The sequence below is a fragment of the Phocaeicola intestinalis genome, assembly GCF_014837065.1.
Lineage (GTDB): Bacteria > Bacteroidota > Bacteroidia > Bacteroidales > Bacteroidaceae > Phocaeicola > Phocaeicola intestinalis.
Genome location: NZ_JACSPP010000012.1, coordinates 1 through 14,649 on the forward strand (window position 1 = coordinate 1; position 14,649 = coordinate 14,649).

Below are 14,649 nucleotides of genomic sequence, written 5' to 3' on the forward strand. Positions count from 1 at the left end.
TCCGAACAGAGAAGTTAAGCTTCGTCACGCCGATGGTACTGCGTAACAGTGGGAGAGTAGGTAGCCGCCGTTTTGGGGTTTCTGGCAAGTGCGGATGCATTTTGCCGGGAACCCCTTTTTTTATTTCAGATCGGGTATATAATATTGAAGGTGGAAAAAATATATTCCTTGAATTAGGGAATATCAATTATTATTTGTATCTTTGCTGCCCGATTTATATAGTGTTGTATTTTGGAAACGCTTGATACATATAAGGTAAATTTGAGGGACATGATGCAAGATGCATGTTCGTATGAATATAATCTTGACGATACTTTTTTTCAAAGTATAGATGCTCCTGATATACGAAAAGGTAAATTGCATGCCAATGTGAATATTCGGAAATTGGCAGGAAATTTTATACTGGATTTTCATATTGTAGGTACAGCAGTAGTTCCTTGTGATCGTTGTCTGGATGATGTGGGTATTGCTGTAGATACGATAAATACATTGAAAGTGAAGTTTGGAACCTGTTTTTCTGATGAAGAAGAATGGGTTATTGTTCCAGAAGAAGAAGGATATATTGACCTGTCATGGTTTTTATACGAGTTTATAGAGTTGAGTTTACCGATGCAACGGGTGCATGAGTCTGGTGAATGCAATCAGGAGATGATGACTGTTTTACATCAGCATCTGTGTGTGGAGGAAGATGAATCTCTAGCTTCTGATAGCGGTCAGGTTTCAGAGTATGATACTATTGATCCGCGATGGAATGGATTGAAAAAAATATTAGATAATAATTAAATAAAACGTTAAAAAAATGGCACATCCTAAAAGAAGACAATCAAAGACAAGAACTGCTAAGAGAAGAACTCATGATAAAGCAGTTGCTCCTACGTTGGCTATTTGCCCGAATTGTGGTGCATGGCATGTATATCACACAGTATGTGGAGCTTGCGGTTATTACAGAGGAAAGTTAGCAATCGAAAAAGAGGCTGCTCTCTAAATCTGAATAGAGAGAAAGCTTTGTTGAACAAATGTTTATGAAGTTCAATTAAGAATAAAGCCGGAGAGCTTTCGGCTCTTCGGCTGTTTTTTTTATATTTCATAAACTAAAAACAGAAATGATGGAGAAAATAAATGCAGTAATAACAGGAGTCGGTGGTTATGTACCCGACTATGTGTTGACAAACGAGGAGTTGTCGCGAATGGTCGATACCAACGATGAGTGGATTATGACTCGTATTGGAGTTAAGGAAAGACGTATTTTGAATGAAGAAGGTCTGGGTACCTCTTATTTGGCACGTAAGGCAGCTAAGCAATTGATGCAAAAAACCGATTCTGATCCGGATTCGATTGACTGTGTAATTGTGGCTACTACAACTCCTGACTATCATTTCCCTTCTACTGCTTCAATCTTGTGTGATAAATTGGGATTGAAGAATGCATACGCATTTGATTTGCAGGCAGCTTGTAGTGGCTTTTTATTTGCAATGGAAACAGCTGCAAGTATGATTCAGTCTGGTCGTCATAAAAAAATCATAATTGTGGGTGCGGACAAGATGTCTTCAATGGTGAATTATTCCGACCGTGCCACTTGTCCTATTTTTGGTGATGGGGCAGCAGCTTGTATGGTAGAAGCTACTACTGAGGATTTCGGTATTATGGATTCTATATTGCGTACGGACGGCAAAGGATTGCCTTTTCTTCACATGAAAGCGGGTGGTTCGGTATGCCCTCCTTCTTATTTCACTATTGATAATAAGATGCATTACCTGTATCAAGAAGGTAGGACTGTGTTTAAGTATGCTGTATCTTACATGTCTGATGTCACTGAACAGATTGCGAAGAAACATGGTCTGAGCAAGGACAACATTGACTGGATTGTGCCGCATCAAGCAAATTTGCGTATCATTGATGCTGTGGCATCTCGCTTGGAAGTGCCTTTAAGCAAAGTGATGATTAATATTCAGCGCTATGGTAACACCAGTGCCGGGACATTACCGCTTTGTTTATGGGACTATGAAAAGCAATTGAAAAAAGGCGACAATATAATTTTCACAGCATTTGGTGCCGGATTTACCTGGGGTGCTTCGTATGTGAAGTGGGGGTATGATGGTGATAAAATTTGAACGTGGAACAAATGAATATAATACAAGAAAACGCATCCCGACCCGATGCGTTTTTTTGTATAGTAGATAAATAAATAGAGTATGCATAAAGCTGGATTTGTAAATATCGTGGGCAATCCTAATGTAGGCAAGTCTACATTGATGAATTTGTTTGTGGGCGAACGTATCTCCATTGCTACGTTTAAGGCACAGACTACCCGTCATCGTATTATGGGAATCTTGAACACGGACGACATGCAGATTGTGTTTTCCGATACCCCGGGAGTCTTGAAGCCGAACTATAAGTTGCAAGAATCAATGTTGAATTTTTCCGAGTCAGCATTGGTTGATGCGGATATCTTGCTGTATGTGACGGATGCCATAGAAAAGGCAGACAAACATGCTGATTTTATGGAAAAAGTACGAAATTTAAAAGTTCCAGTTTTGTTACTCATCAATAAAATAGACCTGACCAATCAGGAGAATCTGGTGAAATTAGTGGAAGAATGGCACGACATGTTACCCAGTGCAGAAATTATTCCTGTATCTGCTAAGGCGAAGTTCAACATTGATGTGGTGATGAAGCGCATCAGAGAACTGTTGCCCGATTCTCCTCCTTATTTCGGAAAAGACCAATGGACAGACAAGCCTGCTCGTTTTTTTGTAACAGAGATTATCCGCGAAAAGATTTTGCTGTATTATGACAAGGAAATCCCTTATTCGGTAGAAGTGGTGGTCGAACGTTTTAAGGAAGAAGCTAAAAGCATTCACATCAATGCAGTCATTTATGTTGAACGTGAATCACAGAAAGGTATTATTATTGGTCATCAAGGCAAAGCTCTGAAGAAAGTGGCTACCGAAGCGCGTAAAACATTGGAACATTTCTTCCAGAAATCTATTTATCTGGAAACCTTTGTGAAGGTAGACAAAGATTGGCGTAGTTCTGATAAAGAGCTCAAGAATTTTGGTTATCAGTTAGATTAATTTCGGCTGTGACAGCCGTAAACATTTAAGAAGTATATGGGAAATTTAGTAGCAATCGTAGGACGTCCCAATGTGGGAAAGTCGACACTGTTTAATCGTCTGACGAAGACCCGTCAGGCTATTGTGAATGAACAGGCCGGTACGACCCGCGACCGCCAGTATGGTAAGTCGGAGTGGCAAGGAAAGGAGTTTTCGGTGGTTGATACCGGAGGATGGGTAGTTAATTCGGACGATATTTTCGAAGAAGAAATCCGTAAACAAGTGGTATTGGCAATGGAAGAGGCCGATGTCATCTTGTTTGTGGTAGATGTTATGAATGGAGTGACTGATCTGGATATGGATGTGGCAGATATTCTTCGCCGTTCGAAAACACCTGTTATTGTGGTGGCCAACAAGACCGACAATAACAATTTGCAATACAATGCTGCCGAGTTTTATTCGTTAGGATTGGGTGACCCGTATTGTGTTTCAGCTTTAAGTGGAAGCGGAACGGGAGATTTGCTTGATTTGGTACTGAGCAAGTTTAGAAAAGAAGCAGGCGAATTGATTGACGAAGATATTCCTCGCTTTGCCGTAGTGGGGCGTCCTAATGCGGGCAAGTCATCGATTGTGAATGCATTTATTGGCGAGGAGCGGAATATCGTGACCGAAATAGCCGGTACCACCCGCGATTCTATCTATACCCGTTATGACAAGTTCGGCTTCGATTTTTACTTGGTTGATACGGCAGGAATCCGGAAGAAAAACAAGGTGAATGAAGATTTGGAATACTATTCGGTTATCCGTTCCATCCGTGCCATCGAAAACTCAGATGTCTGCATCCTGATGTTGGATGCTACCCGTGGTATTGAAGGGCAAGATTTGAATATCGTATCTTTGGTTCAACGCAACCAGAAAGGATTGGTTGTGGTTGTCAACAAGTGGGATTTGGTAGAAGACAAGTCGGTCAAGGTGATGAAATTTTTCGAAGATGCTGTGCGTAAACGTTTGGCTCCGTTCACCGATTTTCCTATAATTTTTGCTTCGGCGCTTACCAAGCAACGCATCTTCAAGGTTCTCGAAGCAGCTAAAGATGTATTTCAGGCACGTATGACACGTATTCCTACTGCCCGTTTGAACGAAGCGTTGCTGCCTGTAATCGAGGCATATCCACCTCCTTCAAATAAGGGTAAATATATCAAGATTAAGTATATTACCCAGTTGCCTAATACGCAGATACCTTCTTTTGTGTTCTTTGCCAATTTGCCGCAGTACGTAAAAGAACCTTATAAGCGTTTTTTGGAAAATCAGATTCGTCAACGTTGGAAACTCTCAGGAACACCAGTCAATATCTTTATCAGGCAGAAATAAAGTCCTGTCAAAGTTTGGAAACAATGCGAAGATGAGCTGATACATTCTAGGAAAGATTATTTTGAATGAATGTTTGCATCCGGCCTGTATGCTCCCCTGAGGTGAAGATATACTTCAGTTGTGCATCATTATTGGGGCTGGTTGCAGACATTCATTTTATATTCATCAGGGAGGATCGTCTTTTTATTTAGAAGCTATTTTGAATTTCTCCAAAAAGTTTTTCTTGGCTTGATGTATCCGTTTTCGTGTGTGCTTTGGGCGATTTTTTTGTCTTTTTCGCTCCTGTTCTTCGTCAGATAGCCCGCTATCCTCCTCATCGCACAAGCGGAAATGCCTTAAAAACTCATCCCAAATCAGCACACGATAATTTCAAACAGTTTCTGAATAAAACTGTTTGAAACGTTCCATATAACTCCGTTTTCAGTCCTCCCTAATTAGGATTGCTGTGTTGAGGAGTAGAAACTGCAGTCCTGGTATCTTAGGATTATGCGAGGACTGGAATGGCAAGCACTATGCAGATAAATAGAAACGCCGTTTGATTGCGTGAACGTTTTCTCAGAATAGCTTTCTTGTTATCAATTATGTTTCATCTTTTAGCAAAAATGTTACATGGAAACATATTTGCTTGAAGATGAAACATTTCTTTTATACCGCTTTTGCATTGCTTGCTACATTTGCTGCACAAAAATCATTTATTGTTTGTGCTATTAAAATTGTAATACCATGAAAGCAGGTAAGAAAAAGTTTTCATTTCATCGAATGAATGCGGCAGTTTTGCTGCTTGCTTTAGCTTGTGCAAATGCCCATGCCCAGGAAGATAATTCTTCTAAAGGTGAATCTTCGAAAGAAGAAGGGAATCGGAACGTCATGCTGAATGCGGCAAGTGCCAACGGTCCTCGTGAGATTCAAATCGGACTTCCGTCGGCGGATGTCAATGTGTTAGAAAATGGTATCCCTGTAACGTATGCTACGAATCCGCATAGTGTGAATTCATTGTGGCGTGCTGATGCCAGTTTAAGCCATGTCGGCTTGTTGAAGATTTCAGAAACGGCGATTACAACCGGCAATATCGGTTATGCGGTCAATTCTTTCACCCAATTGGGGCAGAAAGGATTTCACGGAACATTGAATTATAAGGCAAACCATTTCGGCATGCACGAGATTTCGTTGAACCTGAACGGGGAGATAGCCAAAGACTGGTTTTACAGTGGAAGTATCTACCAGGACTTTGACCCGGGAACTTTTAAAATCAAGTCAACTCCGTTTCAAGACCGTACACAGATATACAAATTCGCTCTGACAAAACGTTATCATGATAACCGGGGCGAGTTTACGGCTATGTATCATTATAGCAATAGCCATCCGGTATATAATTATGCTACGCAATCGGCTCCTTTTATTTATGTAGGCGATGGAAGTGTAAAGGAATTCGGCAAGTTTGCATTGGGAACTACTTCGTATTTGCCTGTAGATAATGAAATGATGTATCGGGATATGCGGACTGGACAAGTGCATAAGACTAATCTGTATGACGCCACTCAGAATAAGGGAAGCGAGTTTGTCCTGATGAACGACTATAAATGGGATAACGGATTGCAATGGAAAACGATTGTGAAATATGACCATGCGACGGGCTCATTGGTTTATCAGACCCCGATGTCGCTTGACCAGAACGAAGCGGGCATCAATTATTTGTATGAAGCCGAAGACGGAAGCATGCAGGCATACGATGGCGAGTATGTACAGAGCCGTATGTCGTGTCTGAACCGTGGCTTCATAGACGAATTTATGTTTACGACCGAACTGTCACGCAAGGTGAATAGTGGCACGTGGCGTTTGGGTGTGAATGAATGGTATTATGATGTGGATTACACTTCGAATACGACGATGTATGACCAGTCGGTGCCAATGGATGGAAGCTATCCGGTACGTCTGTTCAATGCCGATTATGCTACTTATGCCGACCGTTCATATAGCGGAAATGGCTATTATTACGATTTCAATAAGAACGCTTCAGAATATTATAAAGGACACGAAAACAAACTTGCTATATATTTCACCCACGATTGGGACATAACAGATAACCTTAATTTGTATTACGGGGCACGTCTGGAATATCAGGCGTTGCGTGGTGAAAACCTGGCGGTAAAAGATGCCAACGGTGACTTTGTCGGCCGTTTTGCCAATTATTATATAGGCGCGACAAGTCCGAGCGGTGTGAAGATTGCTCCTACGCCTATCTCGTATGATTGGTTTAACTATGCATTGAGTGCCGCAGCTACATACAAATTGACCAAACAATTTGGTTTTACCGGAGACTTTACTTATATCACCCAGCATCCGCGTATCGAAAACTTCGCTCCGGCTACAACGCCGAATACCGATAAGATTTCGGTACCGTTGGGACGGGTAGGTATCTATTATAACAATGACTGGTTGAGCCTGACTTCTTTGTTCTCTTATATTTCGAAAACCAACAACAACTCTACGCTGAACCTGCAGCATGCCGTAAACGGTGTGAACCAGATTATGGCGGCTCCGTTGACTTACGATATCAAGACTTTGGGATGGACTACCGATGTGGTTGCTACGCCGTTCAAAGGTTTCGATCTTCACTTCCTGTTCACTTACCAGAAACCGACTTATAAGAAATACGAGACTTCGGTTACTTTCCCCGACGGTTATGTGGGAAGCATCAATGCAACAGGCAATATCGTAGCCGAGATTCCCCAGGTCATTGTGGAAATCGACCCTAGTTATATGATTACGAAAGACCTGAAAATCTGGACCAGTTTCCGTTATTTCAGCAAGACGTATGCCAATATCAACGATGCTTATTACTTTAACGGACGTTGGGAAACTTTCGGCGGACTGAACTGGCAGGTAAACAAGAAATTGTCTTTGGGCTGTACGGTAGTTAATTTCCTGAACCAGACCGGAGCGAAAGGAAGCATTGCCGGTGCCGAACTGATTGAGAAAGAAGATGCCGGACAATATGCGGGTCATGTAATGGCTGGAAGCTATATTCGTCCGTTTACCGTAGAATTTTCTGCGCAATTGAAATTTTAATACTATATTTACAACGAAAAATAGATACACCATGAAAACGAATCTGATTCATCTCGCAATGGGAACAATGCTGGCATGCGGCATGGTTGCTTGTCAGTCCCCAAAAGGTTTTACGATTGAGCACCAAGGAGATACCTTGACTGTGGTACACGTTTCTGCTCCTGGCAAATATCTCTTGTTACCTATTCAAGAGTCAAGTAACGAAGGCAAAGTCAAATTGGAGACCGGAAGTCCTGCCGATATGGCAATGGATGTCCGTCTTGCCGTTGATAGCATTGAGTATTATGTTCCTTTCGAGATTCCGCAAGGTGGGGATGCAACTGTTTCAATTCGTAAGGTGGTTGCCGATGCTGTATGTTGGGAGCATATCCAATTGACAGATACGTTCGATACAAGCAATACTGATTATTACCGTCCTGTTTATCACCATACTCCGCTTTACGGTTGGATGAACGACCCGAATGGCATGGTATATAAAGACGGTGAATATCACTTATATTTCCAATACAATCCATACGGCTCGAAGTGGGGAAATATGCACTGGGGGCATTCGGTCAGCACCGACCTTATCCATTGGAACCATTTGAAACCGGCTATTGCCCGCGATACACTGGGACATATCTTTTCCGGTAGTACTGTGGTTGATAAAAACAATACGGCTGGTTATGGTGACAATGCCTTGATTGCTCTTTACACATCGGCAAGTGACGAACATGGGCAGATACAATGCATGGCATACAGTACCGACGACGGACGTACCTACACGAAATATGAGAAGAATCCGGTGCTGCTCCCGTTTGACGGCTTAAAGGATTTCCGCGACCCGAAAGTCTTTTGGTATGAACCCGACAAGAAGTGGGTAATGATTGTTTCTGCCGATAAGGAAATGCGTTTTTATGCTTCACAGAATTTGAAGGACTGGGAATATATGAGTGCTTTCGGCAAAGGTTACGGTGCACAGCCCAATCAGTTCGAGTGTCCGGATTTCATTCAGCTGCCTGTAGATGGGGATAAGAATAAGATGAAATGGGTGATGCTGGTCAATATCAATCCGGGATGTATGTTCGGCGGAAGCGCAACGGAATATTTTGTAGGAGATTTCGACGGGAAAGAATTTACATGTGATACGAAACCTGAAACCGTAAAGTGGTTGGATTATGGAAAAGACCATTATGCGGCGGTCTGCATTTCGAATACGGGCGAACGTATCATCTCTATTCCTTGGATGAGCAACTGGCAATACGCCAATGTGACCCCAATCCGCCAATATCGGGGTGCCAACGGATTGCCTCGTGAATTGTCTTTGTACACCAAGGACGGTCAGATTTATGTAGCTGCCGACGTGGTGAAGGAAGTGGAAGCGTTGCGCAAAGATACCCGTTCGTTCGACCCGATTACGGTGAAAGACGAATATAAGATTGATGAGATTGTTCCGCAGACAGACGGTGCATACGAATTGGAAATGGATATAACTCCGAACACATCGGGTGTAGCAGGTTTCGACCTGATGAATGCCAAAGGTGAAGTCGCAAAGATTTACCTGGATATGAAGTCGGGTAAGTTGGTAATGGACCGTACGGCAAGTGGGCTGGTCGCTTTCGGGGAGAAATCGGAACCGCATGCTAAAGAAACAGACGACCACCGTAAAACGATGTCTGTCAATTATCAAAATGATTTTGCGTTGGGAACATGGGCACCGCTTTCTTTGTGCGAAGGCAAGACTTACCACCTGAATGTATTTGTGGACAAATGTTCGGTAGAAATTTTTGTGGATGGCGGACGCATTGCAATGACAAATCTGGTGTTCCCTACCGAACCGTATAATACGCTCCGTTTCTATATCGAGGGTGGTGAGGCACAAGTTTCAAACATGAAAGTATACAAACTGGGGCTATAATTAATTTCCATATAATTACTATTACGATTTGCAACGACGCAGAGGCGTGGAGGAAATGGCCTGAAAATCAGACTGAATAGAAACTCTACGCTTGTGTGTCGTTGTTTTGTTTGTTGTTTTTTAATAGATTAAATCGAATGGCTATGATGAGACATTTATTGTGTGCTGCAATGGGGCTTGCTTTGGCAGGGAATGCATTAGAGGCAGCCGAAAATCAGGTTATCCGTATTTCTACCAATCATACCGATTTGGTGTTACAGGTGGCAGAGAACGGACGGTTGTATCAGACATATCTGGGTGAGAAATTATTGCATGAATCCGATTTGAAGGAATTAGACTGGGCGGTACATGCCGCTTCGGACGGGAGCGTCTGCAAACGGGGCTGGGAAGTGTACAGCGGCTCGGGAAATGAGGATTTCTTCGAACCGGCATTGGCTGTGACGCACAACGACGGGAACGCTTCCACTTGGCTCTATTATGTATCATCTTCGATGAAAGAGGTGGAAGGGGGAACGCAAACCGATATCGTGTTGCGTGATGATGCATATCCGGTAGAAGTTACGTTGCATTATGTGGCATATCCGGAAGAAGATGTCATCAAGACATGGAGTGAAATCGTGCATCAGGAAAAGAAACCGGTTTATCTTTCGGCGTATGCTTCTACGATGCTTTATTTCAACAGGGGCAGTTATTATCTGACCGAGTTTACAGGCGACTGGGCAAAGGAAGCTCAGATGAGCACCGGGCAGCTTCAACCGGGAAAGAAGATTGTCGACACTAAGTTGGGAAGCCGTGCGGCAATGCATGCCAGTCCGTTTTTTATGGTTGGGTTAGATCAGCCAGCCAGTGAAAATCAAGGGGATGTATTGATGGGTACATTGGGCTGGACCGGGAATTTCCGCTTTACCTTCGAGGTTGATAATGTAGGAAACTTACGTGTCATTCCAGCTATCAATCCGTATGCTTCTGTCTATCCGTTGGAGCGTGGAGAGGTCTTTGCAACACCTGAATTTGTCTTTACATACAGTACGGAAGGAACGGGACAAGGCAGCCGTAACTTGCAGAACTGGATGCGCAAGTATCAGTTGAAGAATGGAACAGGGGACCGTATGACCTTGCTCAATAATTGGGAAAATACAGCTTTCAACTTCAATCAAGAACTGTTGGCTGAACTGATGCGCGAGGCGAAGGACTTAGGTGTAGACTTATTTTTGCTGGATGACGGGTGGTTTGGAAATAAATACCCACGTAAAGATGACAAGGCAGGGTTAGGCGATTGGGAAGCTACGCAAGATAAATTGCCCGGAGGCGTGCCGGCATTGATTGAATCTGCCAAACAGGCTGGTGTGAAGTTTGGCATTTGGATAGAGCCGGAAATGGTGAATCCCAAAAGTGAATTGTTCGAGAAACATCCTGATTGGGCGATTCATTACCCCAATAGAGAAAGATATTATTATCGCAATCAGTTGGTATTGGATTTGAGTAATCCGGAAGTGCAGGATTATGTGTGTGGGGTTGTGGATAAGCTGATGAAAGAAAATCCGGAGTTGGCTTATTTCAAGTGGGATTGCAACAGTCCGATAACCAATATTTACTCTCCTTACCTGAAAGACCGCCAAGGACGTTTGTACATCGACCATGTACGTGGAGTGTATAACGTAATGAAACGTGTACACGCAAACTATCCGGACGTTACCATGATGCTTTGTTCCGGAGGCGGTGCGCGTTGCGATTACGAGGCCTTGAAGTATTTCGATGAATTCTGGTGCAGTGACGATACAGACCCGGTAGAGCGGGCTTACATCCAATGGGGATTCTCGCATTTCTTTCCTGCCAAGGCGATGTGTGCCCATGTGACAAGCTGGAACAGGGCGGCGTCTGTCAAGTTCCGTACCGACATGGCTTCGATGTGTAAGCTGGGCTTCGACATCGGCTTGAAAGAGATGAGTGACAGCGAACGGGCATATTGCCGTGCGGCTGTAGCTAATTGGAACCGTCTGAAACCGGCTATTCTTGAAGGAAGCCAATACCGGTTGGTCTCGCCTTATGAAAGCAATCACATGGCGGTCAATTATGTGAGTGAGGATAAAGCCAGCGCCGTGCTGTTCGCCTACGACATCCATCCGCGTTATCAGGAAAAACTGTTGGCGGTCCGTATGCAAGGGCTTGATCCCGAAAAGATGTATCTGGTCAAGGAAATCAATCTGATGCCGAACGCTTCTTCTTCGTTGAAAGCCGACGGTAAGGTATATTCGGGCGATTACCTGATGAAGGTAGGGCTGGATGTTTTCGGTTTCCAGCAAATGCAGAGCCGGGTCATAGAGTTTGTAGCACAATAAAAATAGAGGAATTATGACACTCGACAACCAAATCAAGTACGGGAAACTGGTTCCCGTGATGCTTTGCTTCTTCGCCATGGGCTTTGTCGACCTAGTGGGCATCGCATCCAATTATGTGAAGGCAGACCTGAACCTGAGCGACGCGGAAGCGAATATCTTCCCCTCGCTGGTGTTCTTCTGGTTCCTGATATTCTCGGTGCCTACGGGCGTGCTGATGAACCGCATCGGACGCAAGCGCACGGTGCTGCTCAGCCTTATCGTGACGTTCGCTTCATTGCTTCTTCCTTTGTTTGGCGACAGTTATGGCATCATGCTCTGCTCGTTCTCCCTGTTGGGCATCGGCAACGCCTTGATGCAGACCTCGCTCAACCCCTTGCTGAGCAACATCATCGCGGGCGACAAGCTGGCAAGTTCGCTCACCTTCGGGCAGTTTGTCAAGGCAATCGCCTCGTTCCTTGCCCCCTACATCGCCATGTGGGGAGCCACGCAGGCGATACCCGAGTTCGGTATGGGCTGGCGCGTGCTGTTCCCCGTCTATATGGCGGTGGCTGTCGTCGCCATCCTTTGGCTGGGAGCTACCCCGATAGAAGAGGAGGCGCCCGACAAGGCTTCCGGCTTTACCAGTTGTCTGAAGCTGCTTGGCAGCCCGTTCATCCTGCTGTGTTTCTTGGGCATCATGTGCCACGTGGGCATCGATGTGGGCACCAACACCACGGCTCCCAAGATTCTGATGGAACGCCTGGGCATGCCGCTCGACGATGCAGGATTCGCCACGAGCCTTTACTTCATCTTCCGAACGCTGGGCTGCCTTTCGGGGGCGGTCATCCTTCAGAAAGTGGCATCGAAACCTTTTTTGGGCATCAGCGTGGCATGTATGCTGGCAGCTATGGTGCTGCTCTTCGTGTCTGCCGACCTGACGGTCATCTACATCGCCATAGCCCTGATAGGTTTCGGCAATTCGAATGTGTTCTCCATTGTCTTCTCGCAAGCCCTGCTTGCCGTGCCCGACAAGAAGAACGAGATATCGGGACTGATGATTATGGGTCTCTTCGGCGGCACGGTCTTCCCGTTGCTGATGGGTTTCGCCAGCGATGCCGTAGGCCAGAGCGGTGCCGTAGCGGTAATGACGGCAGGAGTGATTTATCTGATTATTTATATGTTTAAACTGAAGCGTTAGTTTTTAAGTTCTTGAGTTTGTAAGTTTTGTAGGGGCGTATCGCATACGCCCGAATACGTCCACTAATCCATGCGGATGCTTTCAGGGCGTATGCGATACGCCCCTACATGCAATTTGACAAAATGCTTAAACTCAAGAACTCAAAAACTTAAAAACTCAAAAACTTAAAAACTTAAAAGCCATGAACAATACAATCGTAGTAGGAATGGGCGAAGCATTGTGGGACATGCTGCCCGAAGGAAAGAAAATAGGTGGTGCGCCGGCAAACTTTGCGTATCACGTATCGCAGTTCGGACTGGACAGCCGTGTGGTGAGCGCGGTAGGCGAAGACGAGTTGGGCGTGGAGATTCTGAAGAATTTCCATGAAAAGAAACTGAATTGCATGATAGAGACCGTGCCCTATCCCACGGGTACGGTGCAGGTGGAACTGGACCGCAACGGCGTGCCCTGTTACGACATCCGCGAGGGCGTGGCGTGGGACAACATCCCCTTCACTCCGGCACTGGAAGGGCTGGCGCGCCAGACCCGCGCCGTATGTTTCGGCTCGCTGGCACAGCGCAGCGTGGTGTCGCGCGAGACTATCAACCGCTTCTTGGACGTAATGCCCGACGGCGAGGGGCAGTACAAGATATTCGACATCAACCTGCGCCAGGGCTTCTATACCAAGGAAATCATCTGCGAGTCGATGCGCAAGTGCAACATCCTGAAGATAAACGACGAGGAGCTGGTCACCATCAGCCGGATGTTCGGCTATCCGGGCATTGATTTGCAAGACAAATGTTGGATTCTCCTTGCCAAGTATAACCTGAAGATGCTTATCCTCACTTGTGGGGTAAACGGAAGCTATGTGTTCACTCCGGGCGAAGTGTCATTCGTCGAGACTCCGAAGGTGGAGGTGGCAGATACGGTAGGTGCCGGCGACTCGTTCACGGCGGCTTTCGTTGCCTCCATATTGAAAGGCTTGCCTATCCCCGAAGCGCATAAGTTAGCGGTAGAGACATCGGCATTCGTCTGCACGCAGAATGGCGCGATGCCGGTGCTGCCCGCCCGGCTGACGGAAGGTTTTTAATTTACGATTTGACGATTTAAGATTTACTATTTTCCCTAAATCGTACTTCGTAAATCGTCAAATCGTAAATAAAATAATCCGTGTAATCTGTGGTGAAAGATGCTATCTTTGCATTGATATCAAAAAGAAAGGAATGACTTATGGAAGCAACGACCTTGACCCCCGCACAGCAACATTAGCTGAAACTCTTCTCGTTCGACAGCAGCGAAGCCTACGCACGCGAGATACAAGAAGTGCTGACCCGCCATTTCCAAGCGAAGCTCGACCAAGAGTCCGACCGCCTTTGGGACGAGGGCATACTCGACCAGCAACGCCTTGACGAACTGCGGAAAGAAGACCTTCATCGGAAGTTTTCCAAAGTGGAAGTCATCAAATTAGATGAAATGATGCGCAATATCTGACTTTTCTCGATTTTTATTCACCACAGAGGCGTACAGAAGCGCACAGAGGATAAAGAAAGGAAACGCAAATTGGCGCGGATTTCCGCGGATTAAAAATAAAAAATAATCCGTGTGAATTCGCGCCAATCTGCGTTTATGTAGAGACGATGTGCACATCGTCTCTACTATGATGATATTCAATATTTTTTTATTTCATTTGCACGGCAAGTTAGAGGGAAAAGATGGAAATTCCAAAAGAATTTGATAATTTTTTGTAGATTTGTTCGTATAAAA

13 protein-coding genes are annotated in these 14,649 nt (G+C 44.9%); 12 read left to right on the plus strand and 1 reads right to left on the minus strand.

Annotation, left to right across the window (positions count from 1 at the left end):
* The 6 genes from H9625_RS17610 to der all read left to right on the plus strand — a co-directional run.
* Positions 1 to 245: hypothetical protein (locus tag H9625_RS17610; protein WP_225226287.1), on the plus strand; the 245-nt coding region annotated here is incomplete at its 5' end.
* 25 nt (positions 246 to 270) lie between these two features.
* Positions 271 to 783, plus strand: a complete 513-nt coding sequence (locus H9625_RS05650) for a YceD family protein (RefSeq protein ID WP_087213360.1) — start codon at positions 271 to 273, stop codon at positions 781 to 783.
* Positions 784 to 799: 16 nt separating this feature from the next.
* Positions 800 to 985: a 50S ribosomal protein L32 gene (gene rpmF, locus H9625_RS05655; RefSeq protein ID WP_007565939.1), complete on the plus strand. Its 186-nt coding sequence runs from the start codon at positions 800 to 802 to the stop codon at positions 983 to 985.
* Positions 986 to 1,106: 121 nt separating this feature from the next.
* Positions 1,107 to 2,111 carry a beta-ketoacyl-ACP synthase III gene (locus H9625_RS05660; protein ID WP_087213358.1) on the plus strand — a complete coding sequence of 335 codons (1,005 nt, stop codon included), beginning with the start codon at positions 1,107 to 1,109 and terminating at the stop codon, positions 2,109 to 2,111.
* A gap of 81 nt (positions 2,112 to 2,192) precedes the next feature.
* A complete protein-coding gene (gene era / locus H9625_RS05665) occupies positions 2,193 to 3,074 on the plus strand; it encodes a GTPase Era (protein ID WP_022039215.1) in 882 nt (293 codons plus the stop codon).
* Between the two features lie 36 nt (positions 3,075 to 3,110).
* A complete protein-coding gene (der, locus tag H9625_RS05670) occupies positions 3,111 to 4,424 on the plus strand; it encodes a ribosome biogenesis GTPase Der (protein WP_022039216.1) in 1,314 nt (437 codons plus the stop codon).
* Positions 4,425 to 4,607: 183 nt separating this feature from the next.
* Here der and H9625_RS05675 read toward each other — a convergent pair whose 3' ends face one another.
* Positions 4,608 to 4,784 (minus strand): hypothetical protein, encoded by a 177-nt coding sequence (locus tag H9625_RS05675; RefSeq protein WP_191763364.1) that lies wholly within the window; start codon positions 4,782 to 4,784, stop codon positions 4,608 to 4,610.
* A gap of 363 nt (positions 4,785 to 5,147) precedes the next feature.
* Here H9625_RS05675 and H9625_RS05680 point away from each other — a divergent pair, with 363 nt between their 5' ends.
* The 6 genes from H9625_RS05680 (at position 5,148) to H9625_RS17615 (ending at position 14,376) form a co-directional block, all read left to right on the plus strand.
* Positions 5,148 to 7,493, plus strand: coding sequence for a TonB-dependent receptor (locus tag H9625_RS05680; protein ID WP_087405752.1), 2,346 nt, complete (start codon positions 5,148 to 5,150; stop codon positions 7,491 to 7,493).
* Between the two features lie 31 nt (positions 7,494 to 7,524).
* Positions 7,525 to 9,390 (plus strand): GH32 C-terminal domain-containing protein, encoded by a 1,866-nt coding sequence (locus tag H9625_RS05685; RefSeq protein ID WP_191763366.1) that lies wholly within the window; start codon positions 7,525 to 7,527, stop codon positions 9,388 to 9,390.
* Between the two features lie 143 nt (positions 9,391 to 9,533).
* Positions 9,534 to 11,729, plus strand: a complete 2,196-nt coding sequence (locus H9625_RS05690) for an alpha-galactosidase (protein WP_394354920.1) — start codon at positions 9,534 to 9,536, stop codon at positions 11,727 to 11,729.
* 13 nt (positions 11,730 to 11,742) lie between these two features.
* Entirely contained in the window at positions 11,743 to 12,906 is a 1,164-nt protein-coding gene (locus H9625_RS05695; RefSeq protein ID WP_191763368.1) for an MFS transporter, read from the plus strand.
* Between the two features lie 181 nt (positions 12,907 to 13,087).
* Entirely contained in the window at positions 13,088 to 13,975 is an 888-nt protein-coding gene (locus tag H9625_RS05700; protein ID WP_191763370.1) for a carbohydrate kinase family protein, read from the plus strand.
* Positions 13,976 to 14,208: 233 nt separating this feature from the next.
* Positions 14,209 to 14,376 (plus strand): hypothetical protein, encoded by a 168-nt coding sequence (locus tag H9625_RS17615; RefSeq protein ID WP_225226289.1) that lies wholly within the window; start codon positions 14,209 to 14,211, stop codon positions 14,374 to 14,376.
* Positions 14,377 to 14,649: the final 273 nt, after the last annotated feature.

Bases quoted from the DNA above. Each gene is read 5' to 3' on its own strand.
- H9625_RS05650 (WP_087213360.1), top strand. From the start codon at position 271: ATGATGCAAGATGCATGTTCGTATGAATATAATCTTGACGATACTTTT.
- H9625_RS05690 (WP_394354920.1), top strand. From the start codon at position 9,534: ATGATGAGACATTTATTGTGTGCTGCAATGGGGCTTGCTTTGGCAGGG.
- H9625_RS05680 (WP_087405752.1), top strand. From the start codon at position 5,148: ATGAAAGCAGGTAAGAAAAAGTTTTCATTTCATCGAATGAATGCGGCA.
- H9625_RS05695 (WP_191763368.1), top strand. From the start codon at position 11,743: ATGACACTCGACAACCAAATCAAGTACGGGAAACTGGTTCCCGTGATG.
- rpmF (WP_007565939.1), top strand. From the start codon at position 800: ATGGCACATCCTAAAAGAAGACAATCAAAGACAAGAACTGCTAAGAGA.
- der (WP_022039216.1), top strand. From the start codon at position 3,111: ATGGGAAATTTAGTAGCAATCGTAGGACGTCCCAATGTGGGAAAGTCG.
- H9625_RS05685 (WP_191763366.1), top strand. From the start codon at position 7,525: ATGAAAACGAATCTGATTCATCTCGCAATGGGAACAATGCTGGCATGC.
- H9625_RS05700 (WP_191763370.1), top strand. From the start codon at position 13,088: ATGAACAATACAATCGTAGTAGGAATGGGCGAAGCATTGTGGGACATG.
- H9625_RS05660 (WP_087213358.1), top strand. From the start codon at position 1,107: ATGGAGAAAATAAATGCAGTAATAACAGGAGTCGGTGGTTATGTACCC.
- era (WP_022039215.1), top strand. From the start codon at position 2,193: ATGCATAAAGCTGGATTTGTAAATATCGTGGGCAATCCTAATGTAGGC.